Source organism: Deinococcus koreensis (assembly GCF_002901445.1).
Classification (GTDB): domain Bacteria; phylum Deinococcota; class Deinococci; order Deinococcales; family Deinococcaceae; genus Deinococcus; species Deinococcus koreensis.
The window spans coordinates 1,105,001-1,126,084 of record NZ_PPPD01000001.1; the positions used below are offsets into that span (position 1 = coordinate 1,105,001).

At 71.3% G+C, this 21,084-nt stretch carries 21 protein-coding genes and 1 tRNA gene (1 of these 22 running past the window's edge); 16 read left to right on the plus strand and 6 right to left on the minus strand.

Annotated features, from left to right (window positions below; genetic code table 11):
• Positions 1-123, minus strand: partial view of a GlsB/YeaQ/YmgE family stress response membrane protein gene (locus CVO96_RS05195; RefSeq protein ID WP_103311096.1) — the 5' portion only. 141 nt of this gene lie to the left of the window's left edge; the window shows 123 of its 264 coding nt (coding positions 1-123); it begins with the start codon at positions 121-123; the stop codon falls past the left edge of the window.
• A 680-nt stretch (positions 124-803) separates the two neighbouring features.
• On the opposite strand from CVO96_RS05195, the gene CVO96_RS21010 reads away from it, so the two are divergent.
• The 10 genes from CVO96_RS21010 to CVO96_RS05245 all read left to right on the plus strand — a co-directional run bounded on the left by CVO96_RS21010 (position 804) and on the right by CVO96_RS05245 (position 10,466).
• Positions 804-950 carry a hypothetical protein gene (locus tag CVO96_RS21010; protein ID WP_165795210.1) on the plus strand — a complete coding sequence of 49 codons (147 nt, stop codon included), beginning with the start codon at positions 804-806 and terminating at the stop codon, positions 948-950.
• Between the two features lie 136 nt (positions 951-1,086).
• The gene (thrB, locus tag CVO96_RS05200) at positions 1,087-1,995 is read left to right on the plus strand and encodes a homoserine kinase (protein WP_103311098.1); all 909 of its coding nucleotides are present in this window, start codon (positions 1,087-1,089) and stop codon (positions 1,993-1,995) included.
• Between the two features lie 218 nt (positions 1,996-2,213).
• Complete coding sequence (locus CVO96_RS05210; RefSeq protein ID WP_103311103.1) at positions 2,214-3,368, plus strand: heparan-alpha-glucosaminide N-acetyltransferase domain-containing protein; 1,155 nt, start codon at positions 2,214-2,216, stop codon at positions 3,366-3,368.
• A gap of 139 nt (positions 3,369-3,507) precedes the next feature.
• Positions 3,508-4,596, plus strand: coding sequence for a hypothetical protein (locus CVO96_RS05215; RefSeq protein ID WP_243398171.1), 1,089 nt, complete (start codon positions 3,508-3,510; stop codon positions 4,594-4,596).
• A complete protein-coding gene (locus CVO96_RS05220) occupies positions 4,593-5,792 on the plus strand; it encodes a polysaccharide deacetylase family protein (protein WP_103311106.1) in 1,200 nt (399 codons plus the stop codon). Before CVO96_RS05215 ends, CVO96_RS05220 begins: the two co-directional genes overlap by 4 nt.
• A gap of 44 nt (positions 5,793-5,836) precedes the next feature.
• On the plus strand, positions 5,837-6,505 hold the full coding sequence (locus CVO96_RS05225) for a response regulator transcription factor (protein WP_103311109.1): 669 nt from the start codon (positions 5,837-5,839) through the stop codon (positions 6,503-6,505).
• Between the two features lie 17 nt (positions 6,506-6,522).
• Positions 6,523-7,923 carry a sensor histidine kinase gene (locus tag CVO96_RS05230; protein ID WP_103311112.1) on the plus strand — a complete coding sequence of 467 codons (1,401 nt, stop codon included), beginning with the start codon at positions 6,523-6,525 and terminating at the stop codon, positions 7,921-7,923.
• A gap of 92 nt (positions 7,924-8,015) precedes the next feature.
• Positions 8,016-8,531: a cupredoxin domain-containing protein gene (locus CVO96_RS05235; RefSeq protein WP_103311115.1), complete on the plus strand. Its 516-nt coding sequence runs from the start codon at positions 8,016-8,018 to the stop codon at positions 8,529-8,531.
• A 146-nt stretch (positions 8,532-8,677) separates the two neighbouring features.
• Positions 8,678-9,322 (plus strand): phosphatase PAP2 family protein, encoded by a 645-nt coding sequence (locus CVO96_RS05240; protein ID WP_103311117.1) that lies wholly within the window; start codon positions 8,678-8,680, stop codon positions 9,320-9,322.
• 103 nt (positions 9,323-9,425) lie between these two features.
• The gene (locus CVO96_RS05245; protein ID WP_103311120.1) at positions 9,426-10,466 is read left to right on the plus strand and encodes a PIG-L deacetylase family protein; all 1,041 of its coding nucleotides are present in this window, start codon (positions 9,426-9,428) and stop codon (positions 10,464-10,466) included.
• On the opposite strand, the gene CVO96_RS05250 is transcribed toward CVO96_RS05245, so the two are convergent.
• From CVO96_RS05250 to CVO96_RS05260, 3 genes are all read right to left on the minus strand, one after another.
• Positions 10,420-11,025 carry a GNAT family N-acetyltransferase gene (locus CVO96_RS05250; protein WP_243398172.1) on the minus strand — a complete coding sequence of 202 codons (606 nt, stop codon included), beginning with the start codon at positions 11,023-11,025 and terminating at the stop codon, positions 10,420-10,422. The genes CVO96_RS05245 and CVO96_RS05250 overlap by 47 nt on opposite strands.
• Positions 11,026-11,094: 69 nt before the next feature.
• On the minus strand, positions 11,095-12,066 hold the full coding sequence (locus CVO96_RS05255) for an aldo/keto reductase (RefSeq protein WP_103311126.1): 972 nt from the start codon (positions 12,064-12,066) through the stop codon (positions 11,095-11,097).
• A 516-nt stretch (positions 12,067-12,582) separates the two neighbouring features.
• A tRNA-Pro gene (locus CVO96_RS05260) sits at positions 12,583-12,659 on the minus strand.
• Between the two features lie 88 nt (positions 12,660-12,747).
• Between CVO96_RS05260 and CVO96_RS05265 the strand changes: the two genes are divergently transcribed.
• The 3 genes from CVO96_RS05265 (at position 12,748) to CVO96_RS05275 (ending at position 15,784) form a co-directional block, all read left to right on the plus strand.
• The gene (locus CVO96_RS05265) at positions 12,748-13,536 is read left to right on the plus strand and encodes an AIM24 family protein (protein ID WP_103311129.1); all 789 of its coding nucleotides are present in this window, start codon (positions 12,748-12,750) and stop codon (positions 13,534-13,536) included.
• A 140-nt stretch (positions 13,537-13,676) separates the two neighbouring features.
• Positions 13,677-14,585, plus strand: a complete 909-nt coding sequence (locus tag CVO96_RS05270; RefSeq protein WP_103311132.1) for an AEC family transporter — start codon at positions 13,677-13,679, stop codon at positions 14,583-14,585.
• A 59-nt stretch (positions 14,586-14,644) separates the two neighbouring features.
• The gene (locus tag CVO96_RS05275) at positions 14,645-15,784 is read left to right on the plus strand and encodes a DNA cytosine methyltransferase (RefSeq protein ID WP_207795277.1); all 1,140 of its coding nucleotides are present in this window, start codon (positions 14,645-14,647) and stop codon (positions 15,782-15,784) included.
• Positions 15,785-16,068: 284 nt separating this feature from the next.
• Here the strand turns inward: CVO96_RS05275 and CVO96_RS05280 are convergent, their stop codons facing one another.
• On the minus strand, positions 16,069-18,486 hold the full coding sequence (locus tag CVO96_RS05280; protein ID WP_103311137.1) for an ATP-binding protein: 2,418 nt from the start codon (positions 18,484-18,486) through the stop codon (positions 16,069-16,071).
• A gap of 348 nt (positions 18,487-18,834) precedes the next feature.
• Here CVO96_RS05280 and CVO96_RS05285 point away from each other — a divergent pair, with 348 nt between their 5' ends.
• Entirely contained in the window at positions 18,835-19,257 is a 423-nt protein-coding gene (locus CVO96_RS05285; RefSeq protein WP_103311140.1) for a bleomycin resistance protein, read from the plus strand.
• Here the strand turns inward: CVO96_RS05285 and CVO96_RS05290 are convergent.
• Positions 19,247-19,717 carry a hypothetical protein gene (locus CVO96_RS05290; protein WP_133161748.1) on the minus strand — a complete coding sequence of 157 codons (471 nt, stop codon included), beginning with the start codon at positions 19,715-19,717 and terminating at the stop codon, positions 19,247-19,249. The two genes, CVO96_RS05285 and CVO96_RS05290, sit on opposite strands and share 11 nt — an antisense overlap.
• Before the next feature lie 79 nt (positions 19,718-19,796).
• Between CVO96_RS05290 and CVO96_RS05295 the strand changes: the two genes are divergently transcribed.
• Positions 19,797-20,540 (plus strand): SAM-dependent methyltransferase, encoded by a 744-nt coding sequence (locus CVO96_RS05295; protein WP_103311144.1) that lies wholly within the window; start codon positions 19,797-19,799, stop codon positions 20,538-20,540.
• A 22-nt stretch (positions 20,541-20,562) separates the two neighbouring features.
• Entirely contained in the window at positions 20,563-21,051 is a 489-nt protein-coding gene (locus CVO96_RS05300; protein ID WP_165795211.1) for a hypothetical protein, read from the plus strand.
• Positions 21,052-21,084 lie beyond the last annotated feature (33 nt).

Consider the following 21,084-nt stretch of genomic DNA (forward strand, 5'->3'; position numbering starts at 1 on the left):
GACCGCGCCCACGATACCGATCAGGATGTTGGCGATGGCGCCCTGCTGACCGTCGGTCTTCATGATGAGGCTCGCGAGCCAACCACACAGTGCGCCGACCAGAATAGTGATGATAATACCCATGATTTCTACCTCCGTGTCTTGCTTTGTTGAGTGGCAACGATGCCTGTTGCTTGCTCGTTGTAGGGGCAGCATGAAACTGGGCCTGATCCCCTATTGTGCATATGCGTACATTCTCAAGGGCCGGCGAAGATGGGATGGATGTCCCGCAAACTCCATTTAAGAGCCGGATTGGAAAAGAGCCCGCCAGCTCTCATCTCTGACGCGCTCAGGCACCTTGGCCTAGCGCGGAAGCGCACGGAGAAGATGAGACCGCTTCGGGGTGAGCGGGCGCCAATGCGCCAGTCTCCGGGGGTCGGCCTCCACTGTCGAGACCGTCTCCACGACCTGTCGGCGTCCATCGCGCCGGTCTCCTGCCCCAGTCTCCGCGGTGGTGAGCCTGCCCGCGCTCCTTCTCAGGCCGGCCCAGGCCCCAGGATCGGGGAGTTGTCTTGATTTCCGGTTCCGACCACCGCCCCCCGGTCGCGTAGCATGACCCCCAGCCGCCCTGCGGGGCTCTCCCAAGGAGTGTGTATGCCTGGCATCATCGAAGCGGATCGAGCGCCCCTGCCTGTCACCGAATGCACCCCCGCGTTCACGCTGTACGAGGGGAAAACTTCTCTGAGCCATGCACCGGAACCGTCGGCGCTGCTGTTCCCGACCCACGAGGGCCCGAACCCATCCGCAGTTTCAGGGATCGGGGCATGCTGATGGCCGTGTCCAGCGCCGCCGAGAACGGCGCCGCCCCGGTGATCTGTGCGCCGATCGGCGGTACCTGCGCCATGCGCCACAGGCAGCCCCCAGTCGCCGTGGAGACCACCCTGGATGCGGTGAGGAAGAGCAGTCTGTGAGCGGCCAGATGGTCGAGGGCAAAGAGCTGAGGGCTGAAACGCACAGGCGTTCTCCACTTCGCCCTTGGCCTTCCACCTTTCGCCTTCTGCCCTCTACCCTCTGCCCTCTGACTCCAGCCCCCCGCCAGGGCCACCCATGACCTTCACCGTCCGCGCGCCGGCCAGCTCGGCCAACCTGGGGCCGGGCTTCGACAGCCTGGGCCTGAGCGTGCCGCTGTTCACCACCCTGCGGGTGACGCCGCAGGACACGACCGAAGTGGTGCCGCTGGGCGCGGAGCTGGCGGGCACGGCGGCCGACGAGAGCAACTACGTGTACCGCGCCATGCTGCTGGCGGCGAGGCGGGCCGGACGCGAGCTGCCGCCCGCCCGCATCGAGATCGAGACCGAGGTGCCGCTGGCGCGCGGCCTGGGCTCCAGCGCCGCCGCCCTGGTCGGCGGCATCGTGGCGGGCAACGAGCTGCTGGGCCGCCCGCTGGACGACGAGGCCGTGCTGGACGTGGCCGCCCGCGAGGAGGGGCATCCGGACAACGTGGCCCCGGCGCTGTTCGGCGGCATCGTGGTCGCCACGCTGGACAAGCTGGGCACCCACTACATCCGGCTGGAGCCGCCCGCGCACCTGGGCGTGACCGTGCTGGTGCCGGATTTCGAGCTGAGCACCAGCAAGGCCCGCGCCGTGCTGCCCAAGGAGTACAGCCGCGCGGACGCCGTGCACGCGCTCTCGCACTCGGCGCTGCTGGCGGCGGCCCTCAGCGTGGGGCGGCTGGATCTGCTGCGCCACGCCATGCAGGACTACATCCACCAGATCTGGCGCGCGCCGCTGGTGCCCGGCCTGAGCGACATTCTGGACGACGCCCACAAGCACGGCGCCCTCGGGGCCGCCCTGAGCGGCGCCGGCCCCAGCGTGCTGTGCTTCCACGACCGGCGCGAGGACACCGGACGCCTGCACACCTACCTGCACGGTGTCATGGCCCGCAACGGGCTGAGCGGGCGTGTGATGGACTTTTCCATCGACACCGCCGGCACCGTGGTCGAGCGGCTCACCTGAAGAAGGGCCTGGCCGCCGCCGGCGTGGGTGCCGCTGGCGGTTGCCCCTGGAGGGCGTGCGGGAGCTGCTGCGAGTGCCCGGCCACCTCTGGGCCCGGAATCCACCTCAGCCGCGAATACCCCTGAACCGCGGCGGCCATCCAGCGCGCCGCCAGCAGCGCAGGCATTTCATGTGTGCCTGAGCTGGTCTGCCTAGAGTCTGGGTGGAGCGCCCTGCCCATGACGATCCCCCGCCCCGATGCCCTGAGCCCCGCCCGCCTGCCCGCCTCGGGCGCCCTGTCCACCGGCGTTCCGGCCGGCGCCCGGCTGAGCGCCCTGGACGCCTGGCGGGGCCTGACCGTGCTGCTGATGCTGCTGGTGAACAACGTGGCTCTGGGCAACTTCACCCCGGCGCAGCTGCGGCACGCTCCCTTCGGCGGGGTCACGCTGACCGACCTGGTGTTTCCCTGGTTCCTGCTGTGCGCGGGCGCCGCCCTGCCCTTCTCGCAGGCGGCGCTGCAGCGCTCGGGCGTGCGCGGCTGGCCCCGGCTGCGCCGGCTGCTGACCCGCGCCGCGCTGCTGTATCTGGCCGGCGCCTTCCTGACCAGCGTGACCCAGCACGCCCTGACGCTGGGGCTGGGCGTGCTGCAGCTGATCGCGCTGGCCAGCCTGGGAGGTGCGCTGATGGCGCCGTGGCGGGGCCGCTGGCAGCTGCTGGCGGCGCTGGGGCTGCTGGCGGGCTACGCCGTGTTCCTGCGGGTCACGCCGCACGCCGGGGGCATCGGGGTAGTCAGCGAGACGGCCAATCCGGTGCAGCACGTGAACAACACGCTGCTCTCGGCCTGGGGGCTGCGCGGCCTGCTCTCGGTGGTGCCGACCACGGCGCTGGTGCTGCTGGGCAGCGCGGCCGCCCGGCCCCTGCAGCAGAAGTCGCCGCGGGCCCCGGCGCTGATCTTCGGGCTGGGGCTGGCCCTGGGCGCCCTGGGCTACGGCTGGGCGGCCAGCGGGCACCTGCCCCTGAGCAAAGCGCTGTGGACACCGCCCTACATCCTGTACAGCGCGGGGCTGGGCCTCCTGGGCATCGGGCTGTGCTGGCTGGTCGCCGACTGGGGCCGGGTGCCGGGCGGCGCGCGGCTGCTCTCGCCGCTGACCATTCCGGGGCGCAACGCGCTGGCCGGCTACGCCCTGCCCATCCTGGTCAAGGTCTGGGTGCTGCTGGACTGGCAGGTGACCTGGACGGGCCAGCCGAGATCCATCCTGGCCTCGCTGCTGGAACTGTCCCGCGGGGCGCTGGGGCCCCTGGCGGGCGGCTGGGTCTACACCCTGGGCTACGTGCTGGCGGTGTGGCTGGGGCTGGCCTGGATGGCGCGGCGCGGCCTGATCTGGAAACTCTGAACGCCGGGGTCAGCTGCGGCCCCCACCGGCACTGCCCACTGCTCCATACCCGCCCGCCGACACTCCCGCTCAACCCCTGCCAGCCCACACTGCCGGCCCACACTCCCAGCCCACTGGGCACCCCTGTCCCGAGGTCACGATGTCCAAGCCACCGCCTTCCCTCCTTCCACCCCCCGTCCTGCGCCGCCTCGCCGGCCTGGGCCTCGTGCTGATGCTGACTGTCCCGGTGGCCCACGGCGCCGCCGCGCCCGCCGACCTGAGCTTCGGCGGCCCGAACGTCCAGCGGCTGGCGGCCGAGTCCTATGCGCGGGCCGGCCTGAGCGGCCGCTTCCAGACCTGGCTGGAGACGGCCTACACGCGGGCCGGCGTGCCGCTGGCGGGCGGGGCCACGCTGAAGGCCGCCCTGGACGCCCGCCGGGCACAGCTGGCCGCCGCCCGGACGCCCGCGGCGCGCGACACCCTGGCCCGCGAGACCGCCGCCTGGGCGCACCGCTTCATCAAGAAGGCGGTGCCGAAGTTCAGCCTGGAACGCGGCTTCGAGTTCGCCAGCATTCCGCGCACGGGCGAGCGGCAGTGCCTGCTGCAGAGCGTGATCATCGCCGGGCTGCTGCAGCGCGCCGGGCTGGACGCCGGGCTGGTGATGGTCTGGAAGAACATGAGCGGCCAGGAGAGCAACCTGGGGCACGTGACCAGCGTGCTGCGGCTGCCCGGCGGCGCCGGCGACCTGGAGGTCGACGCCAGCGAACCCGAACCCTTCGCCACCCACCAGGGCGTGCTGGCCTGGGCGGCCGGCGGCGTGCGCTTCCTGAGCCCGGTCTTCGGCCCGGGGAACGTGATCACCGGCTACACCCGCGCCGACGGCCAGGGCCCGGCTCAGGGCACCCTGAAGCCGGCCGGGCTGAGCTTCCTGAGCCTGGGCTACGTGCGTTCTCAGTTCGACTACTACCGCGCCGAGCGGGCGCCCGGCGGCGTGCTGGGCACCGGCACGGGCCAGTCCACCCCGGCCGGACTGCAGGCCAGCGAGCGCGAACTGCGCCGGGCGCTGACCGAGGCGCCGGACAACGCGCTGGCGACCGGCGTGCTGGGCACGGTGCTCCGCAAACAGGGCCGGGTGGCCGAGGCCCGCGCCCAGTACCTGCGGGCCGCAAAACTCTATGCGGCGCAGGGGCACCTGCCGGCCGGCGTGCAGGCCAATCTGGCGTGGGCGAAAGGCCAGGGTCGCTCTTGAGAGCGCCGCTCCGTCCGCTGCTGCTGGCCCTGGCCGTGCTGGGCGCCTGCGGTCTGGCCCAGACGTCTGCCGCGCAACCTGTCCAGGTGGCGCCCGGCCAGCTGCCGCCCGGCGCGGTGCAGCCCGTGGCCCCCGGCACCCGCCCCGCGCCCGCGCCGCCGACCCTGACCCTGACGCCGGCCATCCCCGAGGTCAGAAGCGTGCAGTATCTGGGCAACGGCTTTATCGAGGTCGCTCACGCGGTGCTGACGGTCGAACCGGCCCAGCGCGGCCGGCTGCGCCCGCTGGTGCAGGAGGTGGCCCGGCGCGTGCTGGCCGCCCGGCCGGAGCTGAGCGAGGTCGATCTCAGCGTGTACGACCGGGGCGCCTACGCCAGTTTCGGGGGGCCGCTGCCGGTGCTCACCGCCTCGGTGCCGCGCCGCCGGCTGGACGACTTCACGGCCTGGGCGGGCGGCACCGGGGCCTACGAGCGGGTCTGGGTGAACCCCGGTACCATGAGCGCCACGCGCGCCCCCGATCAGGTGCGCGAGACCGGCCCGCGCCCCGCCGCCGGCCGCGAGAGCGCGCTGGAAGCGCGCGCCAGGAACCAGGGGGGCGTGCTGGATGGCCTGCTCTACCGGGGCCGCTTCCGCTCGCTGCAGGTCGCGGCGCTGACCTTCGACGACGCGCCCCACCCCCTGTACGAGCCGCTGCTGCTCGACCTGCTGCGGCGCAGCGGCGTGAAGGCCACCTTCTTCGTGATCGGGCGCAACGCCGCCGCCTACCCCTTTTTCATCCATGATCTGGCCGCGCAGGGGCACGAGATCGGCAACCACACCTACCACCATGTCCGGCTGCCGCCCCTGACCCCGGCCGAGGTCACCCAGGAGCTGCAGCTGACGAACCGCACCCTGCAGGCCCTGACCGGACAGCCGGTGCGCTATTTCCGCCCGCCCGGCGGGGACTACACGCCGCAGACCCTGGACGCCGCCCGCGCACTGGGCCTGACCACCGTGTTCTGGACGGACGACCCCGCCGACTTCGCCAACCCCGGCGACGCGGTGGTCGAGTCGCGCCTGACCTCCAGGCTGCGCCCCGGCGGCATCGTGCTGCTGCACGACAACGCGCCCGAGATGCTGGACGTGCTGCAGGGCTTCCTGAGGGTGGCCCGCCAGCGCGGCTACACCCTGACCACCCTGGGCGGCCTGCCGAAATAGGGCGCTTCCATCTGCGCCTGATCTGCAGCCCCTAAGCTGTGGCCATGCGCTTTCTGGTGGTGGAGGACGAGCCGGAGATCCGGCGTCCGCTGGTGGCGAACCTGCGCGAGGCCGGCTACGCGGTGGACGAGGCGGCCACGGCCGACGAGGCGCTGGCGCTGGCCGCCGCCTTTCCCTTCGACGCGCTGATGGTCGATGTGGGGCTGCCCGAGGGCCCGCTGGCCGGCTTCGAGCTGGTGCGCGAGCTGCGCGCCGGGGGGCTGCTGTGCCCGGTGCTGTTCCTGACCGCCCGCGACGCCGTGGAAGACCGGATCACTGGCCTGGACGCCGGCGGCGACGACTATCTGGTCAAGCCCTTCCACCTGGGCGAGGTGCAGGCCCGGTTGCGCGCCCTGGTGCGCCGGGGCCGCGCCGAGGTGCAGAGCGCCCGCAGCTGGCGCGACCTGCGGCTCGACTGGACGCAGCGCTCGGTGTCGCGCGCCGGCGTGCGGGTGGCGCTGACCGCCAAGGAGTTCTCGCTGCTGGAGGTGCTGGCCTCGCATCCGGGGCGGGTCTACACCCGCGAGGAGCTGATCGACCGGGTCTGGGACGGCCGCTTCGACGCCGAATCGAACGTGGTGGACACCTATGTCCGCAACCTGCGGCGCAAACTGGGCGACGACGTGATCCAGACCATGCGCGGCGTGGGCTACAGCTTCCCCGAGGGCGAGTAGCTGGCGGTGAGCCCACCTTGACCCTGCGCGCCCGGCTGACCCTGCTGACCTCGCTGGTGCTGGCCCTGACCCTGCTGGCCTCCCTGGGGGTGGCGGGGGGGGTGCTGTGGCGGGTCGAGCTGAGATCGATCGGGCAGCAGATCGACGCCCAGGCCGAGGCGCTGCTGGCGATCGCCACCACCACGCCGGAGCGGCTGGACGCCACCGCCCGCGACATCCTGCAGGAGAACGGCGTGACCGCCGCCGCCCGCGTCTACCGGGGCTCCACGGTCATCTGGACGGATGGGAGCCGCAGGTCGCTGCAGCCCGATCCCGGTGTCCTGCAGGGCCAGCAGACGCGGGTCGTGCGGCAGGTGGGAGATCTGCTGATCGCTTCCCAGCGCAGCGGGCCGCTGAGCGTGGAGGTCGGGCGCAGCCTGGAGCCGCTGGAGAGGCTGCTGCGGCGCTACGCGCTGATCGCCGGGCTGACCCTGCTGGCGCTGAGCGCCCTGGCCGGGCTGGTCGTGGCGCGCATGGTGCGCCGGGCGCTCAGCCCCCTGGAGGCCCTGGCCGGGCGCGTGCAGGGCCTGGAGTGGCAGAGCCTGAGATCCGCCGGGCCCCTGCCGGCCCTGACGGATGCCGGCGAGGTCGGCGCCCTGGCCCGCGCCCTGGACGGCAGCCTGAGCGCATTGCGGGCCGAGCGGGAACGCGAGACCCTGTTCCTGGCCAGCGCGTCCCACGAGCTGCGAACCCCCGTGACCGCCATGCTCGCCGACGTGCAGCACACCCTCTCGCGCCCCCGCCCCGAGGCGGAGCTGCGGAGCACGCTGGAGCGCACCGAGCGCACCGCCAGCCGCCTGCGCCTGCTGACCGGCAACCTGATCACCCTCACGCGGGCGCAGCGGCTCCCGGCGGCCCAGGACGCGCCGACCAGGGCGCTCGATCTGCTGCAGCTGGCCGGCGAGGCCGTGGATCTGCTGCAGCCCCTGGCCATGCGCCGGAGCCTGGATCTGTGGCTCGACGGCGCCGCCGTGTGGGTGCGGGGCGACCACACCCTGCTGGGTAGCATGGCGGAAAACCTGATCGGCAACGCCATCAAGTTCACGCCGCCCGGCGGGCGGATCACGGTCACGGTGCGGCCCGCCGGAGCACACGCCACGCTGAGCGTGGAGGACAGCGGGCCGGGGTTCCCCGCCGGCACCCTGACCGACGCCTTCGTGCGGGGAGCGACCCAGGTCGAGGGCCAGGTCGAGGGCTTCGGCCTGGGCCTGGCGGTGGTGCGGCAGGTGGTGGAGGCGCACGGGGGCACCCTGGAACTGGGCCGGGCCGGAGGATCGGACGGCACGGAGGAACCCGGCGCGCGGGTGGTCGTGACCCTGCCGGCGGCGCCCGAACCGGCCACCGATCGGGCGCGCAGCGGTGCTGATCCGGCGTCCTGAGTGCAGGCCGTTTCATGCGGCCTTGACCTGAGGGGCCTATCCCTGCAGGGAGCGAGGGCCCCGCAGTCGGTGGGCCGGCTCAGGAGACCCCTATGACGTTCCCCACCACCGCCAAGACCGCACTGAGCCTGCTTCCCCTGGTTCTCCTCGCCGCCGCCAGCCTGTCGGGCGCCGCTCCGGCCACCCCAACCACTGCCACCCCAACCACTGCCACCACCGCCAAGACCATCAGGATCGAGATGTCCGAGATGAAGTTCGCGCCCATGAACCTGACCCTGAGGGCCGGGCAGCCGGTGGTCATCCAGCTGTCGAACGCGGGCGTGGCGCCGCACGAGTTCCAGGCGTACGGCAAGCCGGGGGCCGCCCCGAAAGGCGAAGCCGCCTGGGACGCCTACATGGAGAAGCACACCATCTGGCTGCCCAGCAGGGACACCCGGCTGACCGTGAACGGCAAGGCCGTGAAGGGCCGTTTCATCGAGGTGCAGCTCAAGCCCGGCGAGAAGGCCACGCTGAGCTTCACGCCGACCCAGGCGGGAGCGTTCGAGATGGCCTGCGACTATCCCGGCCACTACGAATCGGGCATGAAGGGGCCCCTCACCGTCAGATAGGCTGGCCGGAGCGGGTTCGGCGGGAGGGGCTGGAGTCACGACCGTGGTTCCAGCCCCGCTGCGTGGCGTGACCCCTTCCCGCCTCCGCCTTGACCTTCCCCTTACGCTCCATCTTCTCCTGAACTCCGGGCCGCAGACTGTCCGGCATGTCTGCTCCGGTCGCCCTCCGTCCGCCCCATTCCCGCCACCTGATCCGCTGGCTGCTGGGCATCCTGGTGCCCCTGCTGGTGGTGGGATTCCTGGCCGAGGACGTGCTGGAGCGCGAGCGCTTCGCCTTCGAGACCCCCCTGATGGAGTGGATCCACGCCCACGCCGCCCCCTGGCTGACGGGCCTGAGCCTGGGCCTGCACACCTTCGGCGGCCCCTGGGTCATGACGGTACTGGCCGTGGCGCTGCCCCTGGGCCTGTGGCTGCGCGGCCGCCACCAGCAGGCCCTGTTCGCGCTGCTGGGCCTGGGCAGCGCGGTGGGCATCGCGTTCGCCATGAAGCTGATCTTTAACCGCCCCCGCCCGGAGCTGTGGACCCGCCTGGTCTCCGAGAACGGCGCCTCCTTTCCCAGCGGCCACTCCGCCATGGCGGCGGCGCTGGGCACGGCGCTGTGCGTCCTGCTCTGGCGCACCCCCTACCGCTGGCCCGTGGTGGCCCTGGCCACCGTCTACGTGCTGCTCAGCGGCGTGGCCCGGCTGGTGCTGGGGCTGCATTTCCCGACCGACGTGCTGGCCGGCTGGATGACCGGGCTGGCCTGCGTGCTGGGCGCCGCCCGCCTGACCGGTCTACCGCGTCCACGGTGAGTGATCCACTGGCTCATCCCTTCGGTGGCTGAACCCTCACTGGTCTGACCCGTGTGCTGGCCGAGGCCGACCCCGGCGGAGTCCGGTTTCCAGGACGTTCGATATGACTGCCCCTCCCCCACCCCGAAAGCCCTGGCTGGCCCAACTCCGCCGCTGGGGGCCGCCGGGCCTGCTCGCCGCGCTGATCGTGGGGCTGAGCGCCTGGATCAACCTGCCGGTGGTGGATCAGGTCTTCGGCGGCAGCGCCCGGCGCGTGGCGGGACTGCCGGCGCTGGAGGCCTTCCGGGCCGGTCAGCGGGTGCTGATCCTCTCGCCCCACCCGGACGACGAGACGCTGTGCTGCGCCGGGCTGATCCAGCAGGCCCGGGCCGCCGGGGCGCGCGTGTCTATCGCCTGGATCACGGCCGGAGACGGCTTCGAGTTCGACGCCGCCCTGACCCAGCGCACCCTGCGCCCCGGCGCGCGGAACCTGCGGGCCCTGGGCGAGACGCGCGTGCTGGAGGCCCGGCGCGCGGCAGCCGTGCTGGGGGTTCCGGCGGCGCAGACCTACATGCTGGGCTACCCGGACGGCGGCTTGCTGAGGCTCTTCACCCTGCACTACGCCACCCCCTACCGGGCGCCCCGCACCGACGCCGCCGCGGTGTATGTGAAGGGCGCCCTGAGCCCCGGCGCCCCCTACACCGGGCAGGCGCTGGAGGCCGACCTGCGCCGCGTGCTGGACAAAGTTCAGCCCGATCTGGTACTGGCCCCCGCCCCGCAGGATTTCCACAGCGACCACCGCACCGTGTCGTACCTCGCGCTGCGGCTGCTGGCCGAAACGCGTCAGGAAAACCGCCTGCGCTTCTGGGTGGTGCACGGCGGGCTGGAATGGCCGGTGCCCAAGGGCCTGCACCCCGAGCAGCCGCTGACCGTGCCCCCGCTGGCCTCGGGCCTGCCGTGGCAGCGCGCCAGCCTGACGCCGGAGCAGGTCGGGCGCAAGCTGGAGGCCGTGAACATCTACCGCACCCAGACGCGCATCCTGGGCCGCTTCATGCACGCCTTCGTGCGCCGCAACGAGCTGCTGAGCCCGGTGGCGTTGCCGCCCGATCCCGGCCACCTCACCCCTGAGCCGGAATCGGGCCCCCGTCCAGGCGCCGCGCCATAGCCAGGTGCTCGGCCTCATGCCTCAGCCAGGGCGTCCACAGCGGCGTGCGGCGCGAGGCGACCACCTCGAAGCCCAGGGTGCGGTAGAGCCCCAGCGCCGCGCGGTTCTCGGCGGTCGTGGAGAGCTGCACGCCGCCCACGCCCAGGCCCTGCAGCGCCGCCAGATGCGCCTCCAGCAGCCGCCTCCCCAGCCCCAGGCCACGCGCGGCGGGCAACAGGTTCAGGTGCAGGTGGGCCGGGAACGCCGCCCAGGAAGCGTGCGGCGAGGGAAAGCGTGCCACCCGCAGCAGGTAGCGCAGGCTGAGCAGCGTGCGCCGGGTGGGCCACGACGAACTCAGGCGCCGTGCCACCACGCGCCTCAGCGCCGCCTGATAGCGCTCATGTTCCGGCGCCCCCAGCACGTAGCCCAGCACCTCGCCCCCGGCCTCGGCGACATAGCAGCCTGCCCCCGCCCCCTGGAAGTACGGCCCGGCCCACAGGGCGGCGAACAGCTCCGAGTCCGGGAAATAGCGCGCCGCGCTGTCGCCGAAAAACCCGGTCTGATACGCGATTCGCCCCACCACCTCCTCATCGGACGGCCGGGTGGGGCGGATGACGTTCGACTGAAGGCTCGCGGGGCGGCTCACCTCCTACCAGGCGTAGGCCTCGGGCGCCTGCCCACCGGGGCCGGGCCAGATCTCGTCGAGCGCCTTCAGGGTGTCGTCCGTGAGCTTGAGCTGCGCGGCGTTCAGGGCGCCGCGGAGCTGCTCGGCGGTGCGCGGGCCGATGATGGGCGCGGTCACGCCCGGCTGGTGCAGCAGCCAGGCCAGCGCGACGTCGGCGGGTGGGTGGCCCAGCTCGCGGCACAGCGCCTCGTAGCGCTCCAGCTGCGGGCGGTGCTTCTCGATGTCCTGCTGGATGCGCTCGCTGGCGCGGCGGCCCTCCTGGGCCTTTTGCAGCACGCCGCCCAGCAGACCGCCCCCCAGCGGGCTCCAGGGGATCATCCCGACCCCGAAGGCCCGGCAGGCGGGCAGCACCTCCAGCTCGATGGTGCGGGCGTTCAGGTTGTACAGGCTCTGCTCGGACACCAGCCCCATGAAGTGCCGCTGCGCCGCCAGCGTGTTCGCCTGCGCGATGTTCCAGCCGGCGAAGTTGGAACTGCCGACATACAGCACCGAGCCCTCCCGAACCAGCCGCTCCATGGCCTGCCAGATCTCCTCCCAGGGGGTGGCGCGGTCGATGTGGTGCATCTGGTAGAGGTCGATACGGTCGGTCTTGAGGCGGCGCAGGCTGTCCTCGCAGGCCTTGCGGATGTGATAGGCCGAGAGCCGCTGGTCGTTGGGGCCCTCGCCCATCTTGCCGTAGACCTTGGTCGCGAGCACGACCCTGTCACGCTTGCCCGGGTTGGCCTCCAGCCAGCGCCCGATGATGGCTTCGGTCACGCCCTCGCCGAGCTTCCAGCCGTAGACGTCGGCCGTGTCGAAGAAATTCACCCCCTGCTCCAGCGCGCTGTCCATGATGGCGTGGCTGTCGGGCTCGCTGGCTTCCGGCCCGAAGTTCATGGTGCCCAGGCACAGCGGGCTGACCTGAAGCCCCGTGCGGCCAAGTTGGCGGTAGTCCATAGGGGTGACCCTACACCCGCCGCCCACCGCCTGACTCTTGCCGGAACCTTCAGCAACGGGTCGGCTCCGCCACTTCGGCCTCCAGGCGCGGCTGAGAGCAGCGCCAGACGGGCCCTGCCGGCCCACGTTGACGGCTCCTTCATGGAGCGGCCATACCTTCACCCGCCCTGAGGTTCAGCTCCTCGTGAGGGCCGGCCTGACATGCTCCGGCCATGTCCTATACGTCCGTTCCGCTGGCCCAGGTGCTACAGGCCCTGCCGCTGCACAGTGGCAAGCTCATCATGCGGGCCCTGCGCCGACAGATCCAGGTCGAGTGCGTGCAGCGCCAGACCCACCTGGGCGCCCGCTACACCCTGATCGGCCGCCTGGACAACGCCAACGTCCAGACCTCGCCCCACCCGGCCATCGCCCCGGCGCTGGTCGACGACCTGATGGCGCTGCTGAGCCCGCTCATCAACCCCCCGCAGCCTGGCGGGACAATAAAAAACCCCCTCCTTTCGGAGAGGGACTTTCTGCTGGTCGAGGCGGCGAGATTCGAACTCACGACCCCTACCACCCCAAGGTAGTGCGCTACCAGGCTGCGCTACGCCTCGCTGCCAGCCAGAGGACTATAGACGGTGGGGCTGGTGGGGTCAAGTGCGGGCCAGGGAACTCCGGCCGCGGGGGCACCGTATCCGGGGCATGGAATTCACCTGGCGGGCGACGATCGAGCGCGAACTGAGCGCGGGCAACGTCAAACTGGACGTACTGGAATACAGCGCCACTCCGATGGAGTCGGCCCTGAGCGGCTTTCACCAGACGCTCAACCGCCCCGAGCGCTGGCGGCAGCTCGCCGTGCATGTCGCAGGCGGCATCGCCACCCTGGAATCCGGCGCCCTGCAGTACCTGCGCGGCGAACTGGAGATGCAGGCGGTCTCGGCCTCGGGTTCCGGCGGCGGCCTGGGCGGCTTCCTGCGCGGGGCGGTCACGGCGGCGGCCACCGGCGAGGGCATGTACAAGACCGGCTTCAAGGGCTCGGGCACGCTGTACACCGAACCCACCCGCCTGCACCTGCTGCTGGGCGAGCTGCGCGGTGAATCGCTAATCGTCGACGACGGCGCCTTCGTGGCCTGCGTGGGCGACATCACCGTGGGCCGCCACGTCAACCAGGGCTTCGCGCAGATGGTCGGCTCCGGCGAGGGCCGCGTGCAGCCCAAGCTGACCGGCACCGGCCTGTTCGCCCTGCAGAGCCCCGTGCCGCCCGAGGAATTCCAGATTCTGGAGATGCAGAATGAGACCCTGAAGGTGGACGGCAATCTGGTGATCGCCTACACCGACGGCCTGCAGTTCACGGTGGAGCGCTCCGCGCGCGGACTGCTGGGCAGCGGCAAGACCGGCGAGGGCTTCGTGCAGGCCTTCCGGGGCACGGGCCGGGTCTGGCTGGCACCCACGCTGCCGCTGCACGCCGGGCCGGTGCGGGTCTCGGGCTGAGCCCCGCCTGCCCTCGGCCATCCGGCGCGAGCGAAGCGAGGGGCCGACACTCACCCTGGAGAGGCCCCTCTGCCGCGCAGGGAGAGCAGATCAGATGTGCTGCCCTGCCGCGCCCTGACCCATGACAACATGCCGCTCAGATGTTCCAGGCCCTCAGCAGCGTGTTGTTGCCCGTCATTCTCGTCGCGGGGCTGGGGGCGCTTCTCTCCTCGCGCTTTCCGGTCGACCAGGGCACGGTCTCGCGCCTGACCCTGTACCTGCTCTCGCCCGCGCTGGTGCTGGATGTGATCCTGCGAACCCCCGTGAAGGTGGGCGAGGCGCTGCACCTGGGCGGCGCGTACCTGCTGACCCTGGGGCTGTGCCTGGCGCTGGGCTGGGCCTGCGGCTGGGGCCAGCCAAACCTGACCCGGCGCTCCTACAGCGCGTCCGTGGGCATCTGGAACTCGGGCAACATGGGCCTGCCTATCGCCCTGTTCGCCTTCGGGCAGTCGGGCTTCGAGCGGGCCACGGTGCTGTTCCTGGCGTCGTTCGTGGGCATGTATCTGGTCGGCCCGGCGCTGTACAGCCTGGGGCGCGGCGGGGCGCACTGGCTGGACTCGCTCAGGGACGTGCTGCGCCTGCCCGCTCTCTGGGCGACCGGGCTGGGGCTGGCCCTGAGGCTGCTGCATGTGCCGCTGCCCGAGGGCCTGACGCGTGGGGTGAGCCTGCTCGCCCAGGCGACCCTGCCCATGATCCTGCTCACGCTGGGGCTGCACCTGGGCGCGGCCGGCTGGCCCCGGCTGACCCCCCGGGTGTGGCTCGCCAGCGCGGCGCGGCTGGTCGGCGGCCCGCTGATCGCGCTGGGCGTGGGGCGCGCGCTGGGGCTGGACGGCGCGAACCTGGCGGTGCTGATCCTCTCGGCCGCCATGCCGACCGCCGTGAACGCCCTGCTGATCGCCCGCGAATACGACGCCGACGTGGGCACCGTGGCCGACGTGATCACCCTGAGCACCGTGCTCTCGGTGGTGACCATCGCGGCGGTGGTCACGCTGCTGCCGCGACTGGGCTGAACTGGATGTGGGGCTGAACTGGATGTGGGGCTAGCCAGATGTGGGGTAGCCTGGAGCCGATGCCGGCCCCCACGCACCTCTCCCTCTTTTCCGGCGCGGGGGGGCTCGACCTGGGGCTGGAGGCGGCGGGCTTCGAGACGCGGGCGGTGGTGGAGATCGACCGGGCGGCCCGGGCGACCCTGGAGCACAACACGCGGCGGCTGGGACGCTTCCCCTTCATGGCCGCCGACATCACCGCCCTGAGCGTGGACGACCTGCTGGCCGCCACCGGCCTCAGGCGCGGCGAGGTCACGCTGCTCAGCGGCGGGCCGCCCTGCCAGCCCTTTTCCACGGCCGGGCGCCGGGAGGCCCTGAACGACCCGCGCGGCAGCCTCTTCCGCGACTTCCTGAGGATGGTCGAAGGGACTGCGCCGCGCTTTTTCATCATGGAGAACGTGCGCGGCCTGCTCTCGGCCACCCTGCGACACCGCCCCATCTCGGCGCGGAACGGCTCGCCCCCCAGCCCGGAGGAGGAACGCGGCTCGGCCTTCGCGGTGATCCTCGCGGAGTTCGGGCGCATCGGCTACAGCGTGACCGCCGGCCTGCTGAACGCCGCCGACTACGGCTGCCCGCAGGTGCGCGAGCGCGTGGTGCTCCTGGGCAGCCGCGACCACGAACGGGTGGCACTGCCGCCCCCGACGCATTCCAGAACCGGTGAACAGGGTCTCCCCCGCTGGCGCACGCTCAGGGATGGGCTGGCCGGCCTGCACGATCCGCAGCCGCAGTTCCAGCCGTACAGCGAGGCCAGGGCGCAGTACCTCCGCCTGGTGCCCGAGGGCGGTAACTGGCGCTCGCTGCCCCCCGAGCTGAAAGAAGACGCGATGGGCGGCGCGTACCGGTCGGGCGGCGGCAAGGTCGGCTTCTACCGCCGGCTGGCCTGGGACAAGCCCGCGCCCACCGTCACCACCAGTCCGTCCCAGAAGGCCACGGACATGTGCCACCCAAGCGAAGACCGCCCGATTTCCGTGCGCGAGGCCGCGCGACTGCAGGGCTTCCCCGACGACTGGACGTTCTGCGGCTCGGTGAGTGACCAGTACCGGCAGATCGGCAACGCGGTGCCCACGCAGCTCGGGGAAGCCATCGGCCGGAGCCTGACGTACACGCTGCGCGGGGACACCGAGCCCGCACCCGAAGGAATGCTGCAGAGGGTTCCGGCCTGAGGGCGCGGCCATCCGGATGCATAAGTTGACCTGGGCTGAATAGGACGCTATCTTATGCGACATCACCGCCCGTCGAGGCGGCTTTTTTATGGCCCGTCCAGTGCCGGGGCGGCTCCGCACCCCCGCCGACGGCTTATGCAGGGCATACCGGGACACGACGCGCCTGAGCCCGTCCAGGGCGACGTTTTTCAGACGGTCAGTATTGATTTGACGCCCGCCGCATAGCGCGCTATAGTTTTTCCATCACCGCCGCAGAGGGCGGCTTTTTTATTTCCTGTTTAGTTTCAGCCCTCCGCGCCCTCCCAGGCGGGGCTGAGCATGCCGTTCGCCGCCCGCCGGTACGGCAGCCACGCCAGCGCCACCAGCGGCACGCTGACATCGGTGCTCTTGGCCCGCACGTCCAGGGGCTGGATCTCGCTGCTGCCGGCATTCAGGGTCAGGGCGTCGACCTCGGTCTGCACCTGGGCTTCCAGCTCCTGCAGCTGCCGGGACAGGGCGGCGATGTCGGCCTGGGCGATCTGCACGTCCTGACCCTCGCGCATGGAGCGGCCCACGCCGGACACCCCGGCCCGCAGCGCGGTGGTCTTGCGTCCGCCGCCGAACAGGGCGCCCAGCACGCCCGCACCGACGCTCATGGCGGTCTGGAGCTGGGCCTGCTGCGCCTGCGACTGCTGCTGGCTCATCTTCAGCTGGGCACGCCCCAGCTTGTCCTGCAGGGCCGCGACCTTCGGCGCGTACTTGGCGCGCAGCTTCTGCACCGCCACGTCGCGCGCTTCGCGGCCCGCAAACGAGGCGCGCGTGCGGAAGTCGCCCTCGGACTCGCCGGGGGTGCTCAGCACGCCGCTGGCCGGATCCTGCCAGAGCGTCAGCGGCTTGCTGGCGACCACGAATTTCGCTGCCTCCTTGCCCCATTTCGCGTGGTTCTTGGGACTCAGCAGCGCGGCGGGCACCTCGGCGTAGCTTGCGCCCGCCACCCCCTCGCTGACCAGCGCGGCCGGATCGACCCGCAGCTCGGCGGCTTCCTCCCAGTTCACGGGAATCGGGCCGTCCGCGACCTCGGCGGCCAGCGGCAGGGTGCCCGCCACGTCCACCTTGTACTTCAGCGAGCTGTAGCGCACCTGCACCACGCTCAGCAGCTGCGGGTGGTACTGGACGTCCGTGGCCGACGTGGGCACGTAGACCTCGGTGATGCCGGGGGGGATGACCGGCTTCGCCGGGGCGGATGGTTGATGGTTGATGGTTGATGGAGCCGGGGTTTTTCCATCAACCATCGACTTTCCACCATCAACATCCTTCCTCCCCCCCATCAGCCGCTTGATCTGACTCCCGGTGATCGGCCCGGCCAGGTAACTCATCGTCCAGCGCGTGGTGAACAGCACCGGGCGGGATTCGTGGACGTTGTGCATGAGAAAGACGCGCTTGCCCAGGCCCGAGAGCAGGGCGTCGAGTTCGGTGCGGGTCATGGGATTCTGGCCGGAGGTGGCGCCCTCCAGCGCTTCGAGGACGCGGGCCTTGTCGTTCTCGGTCTGCAGGCGGCCGATCATCCAGGTGCCGGTATTGCTCAGGCCCTTGTAGTCCAGATCGACCGGGTTCTGGGTCGCCAGGGTCACCCCCAGGCCAAACGCCCGGGCCTGCTTGAGCAGCGTGAGCATCGGCGGTTTGGTGGGCGGGTTGCCGTTCGGGGGAAAGAATCCGGCGATCTCGTCCATGTAGAGCATGGCCCGCAGCGAACTCGTGCCCGGCTGGGTGCGCATCCAGGCCAGGGTGGCGTTGAGCAGCAGCGACACGAAGAACATCCGTTCGGCGTCGTTCAGGTGCGCGATGCTCATGATCGACACGCGCGGCTTGCCCTCCGGCGTGAACAGGAAACGGCCCACGTCCAGCGGCTCGCCCTGCGTCCAGATCTGGAAGCCCGGCGAGGCCAGCAGGTTGTTCAGGCTCATGGCGAGTTCGAAGCGCTCCTTGGGTGGATAAAACGAGTCCACCGGCATCACGCCGATCTGCGCGAAGGGCGGGCTCTGGATGCCGGCGATCATGCCCCCCATGTCCAGCGATTTCCCTTCGGCCCAGGCGCTGCTCAGCAGGTTCGAGAGCAGCACGTGCTCGCGCGAGCGCATGGGGTCGGCGTCGATGCCCAGCAGCCCCAGCAGGCCGGTCACGGTGCCCTGCACGCGCTCGCGCAGGGCGTCGGCGTCGTCCATGACCTCGGGTGGTGGGGCGTCGAAGCCCTTCAGGACGCTGACGGGCAGGCCCGCGCTGCCGCCGGGGGTATAGACCGCGAAGTCGGCCTTCTCCTTCAGGGTGCGGATACGCTCGCCGCCCTGGCCCCACTCCGCTAGGCCTTTTTGCCACGCCGCCGCCTTCTGCGCCGCCAGCTCGTCGGGCGTGACCTGCGCGCGGGTCGCCTCGGCCTCGTCCACCCAGGGACGGAAGTCGGCGGGCGCCAGATCGGGGAAGGTGAGCAGCAGGTTCGCCAGGTCGCCCTTGGGATCGACCGCCAGCACCGGCACGCCGTCCATCAGCGCTTCCTCGATGAGCCCCAGCCCCAGGCCGGTCTTGCCGCTGCCGGTCATGCCGATGATCACCGCGTGGGTGGTCAGGTCGGTCGAGTCGTACAGCAGCAGCTCGTCCGTGGCCTCTTTCGTGCCCGCGTCGACGACTTTCCCGAGGTAGAACGCGCCCAGCTTCTCGTAATCCGACATGACCCAGCATAAAGCTTTGGTAAAGAACCGTGATCTCAGGCGCCTATCCGCTTCCCCCACCGGCCCCCCCCCGCCTGACAGAACCCTGTCAGACCCCCTGTACACACTGAGGGCAATGCCCCAGCTAACAATGGTTCGGCCATGCTTTCGGAGTCTCCGGCAGGCAAAGGTCGAGTGGCGCGTCAAGTACGGCAGCCGGTGCAACGGCGGACGCACGGGCAGGCAGCGGATCAGGATTCCCAAACCGCATCGGCGCGGGGCGTAGGGGAGTGGGGCTGTGAGCTGTGAGCTCTGGGCTATGAGCAAGCAGGTTCAGAGCCCAGAGCCCCCGACCAGATAGCCTGCCCCATGACCACCGACAACCTCTCCCACGTCCCCGTGACCGAGTGGGCGCCGCTGGTGCCCGAGCTGACCGTGAGCGACCTGGCACGGTCGCTGGACATCTACACGCGCCTGTTCGGCTTCACGCTGAACTACACCCGCCCCGGCTTCGCGTACCTGAGCCTGGGGCGCGTGCAATGGATGCTGGAACAGGCGCAGGCGGACGGGGGCTGGCAGACCGGGCCACTGGAACGACCCTTTGGGCGTGGCATCAACTTCCAGATGGTCGTGCCCGACCTCGACGCGCTGCATGACCGGCTGGTGGACGCGGGATACAGGCTCTTCCGACCGCTCAGTTCGGAAACCTATATGGAGGGCGACACGCCGCACACGCAGCGGCAGGTGCTGGTGCAGGATCCGGACGGCTACCTGCTGCGGTTCACGGACTGACGCGCTGCTCCCCCACCAGGCGGCCCAGCCGCTCCAGACGGTCTCGCAGGCTGAGGATGTAGACCGCCGGGGGCACCTCCTCGCCCAGCGTCCAGGCACGCACGTCGCGCCGCCCGGCGACCTCCAGCAGCCGGTCGAGCACCCGCAGGGTCATGGCGCGGCCCTCGCGGTACTCGGCCAGCAGGTCGTCCAGCGTCATCTCGGCCAGCGCCCTCGTCTTGCGGATGGGCAGGTCGTCGATGTCAGCGCCCAGGCCGATCCGCATCTCCATCTGCGCCTTGCGCTCCATGCCGATGGCCCCGCGCAGGATCTCCTCGGCCCCGGCAGCCCAGCCCTGAGGAGCAAGCAGGGCGAAATGTCCGGCACTCAGGGTCTCCAGCGAGAGCCGGACGGCCTGGGGGGTGGTCGTCTGCGCTTCCTCGCGCAGCCGGTCGAGCGGGTGGGGATCGGGGGCGGTCATCAGGCCCTGAGTCTGCCGCATCCGGCCCGTAGGTGCTTTAGCCGATGTCGGCTGTGAAGGCTGACATTAGGCTCCAGACGTGGACTTCCTGGAATTCTTTGCGATCGTCGAGCGTGACCGCGACCTGCTCAACCCGTTCAGCCCGGAGAAGCTGGAGCGGATAGCGGGGTATGCAGATCTACAGGATGGCCTGCGGGTGCTGGATATAGGCAGCGGCAAGGGGGCGATGCTGCGCGCCTGGGCGGGCCGCTGGGCGATCACTGGGACGGGGCTGGAATTGAACCCGGCCTTTGTGCAGGAGGCGCGCGAGCGTGCTCAAAGGGAGGGTGTCGCAGACCGCCTGACCTTCGTGCCGGGCCGGGCGCTGGACTTCATTCCAGACCCGGCTGGCTACGACGTGGCGACATGCCTCGGCGCGACATTTGCGCTCGGCGGTTTCACCGAGTCTCTGGCGTGGATGCGCCCTCTGGTGCGGCCCGGTGGCGTCTTGATCGTGGGTGACGTGTTTCTGGGCCAAGCGGCCAGCCCAGATGAACTGGAACGCGAGGGCTGGAAAGAGTTACTCACCGTGGCGGAGCGCCATGCACAGATCGGGGCGGCGGGGCTGGAGGTGGTGGGTTTCGCGGCGTCCAGCATGGACGACTGGGATCACTACTCCAGCCTGATGTGGGCGGCTGTGGACGACTGGGCTGCCCAGTTCCCGGAGCACCCAGACCGCACGGAGGTGCTGGAACAGGTGCGGGCAGGCCAGGAGCGCTATTTCCGTTTCGAGCGGGCACACCTGGCCTGGGGCGTGTGGGTGACCCGACCCGCGACACCCTGAACCACGTTCTATGCTGGCCGGGATGCATCACACCCGCACCTGGACTGATATCTACGGCAGCGCCCGCGCGAGTTTCGAGGGCCGGGCCGGCGGGCACTCCTGGCTGGTGGCCGCGCCGCCGCAGCTGGCCGCCGCCGTCCCTGCCGCGCTGGAGGCCCTGGACGGCAAGGGCACGGTCGAGCTGCTGGTGCACGACGGCCTGACGCCCCTGCTGGCCGCCGCCCGGGAGCTGGCGCCGCGCGGGGTGCTGGTCGTGGCCGACCGGGCGCTGAGCGGTGGCCCGGCGGTGGACGTGGCGCCCCAGACCGTGACCGACGCGGGCGGTGTGGAATACGCCGAAGGCGGCGCGTTTCCCGCCTGGGAGGGGGCCGACGCCGCCACAGGCGAGCGCGGCGAGTGCCCGGCGGCGGGCGCGGTGGCCTCGCTCGACCTGCCCGTGGTGGTCGCGGACGCGGGCGGGCTGCGGGCGGCGCTGGAAGCCTGGCTGGATCGCACGCCACACGGCCGCTGAAGCCTCTCCGTGACCGGGGCGTCTGTCGGCCAG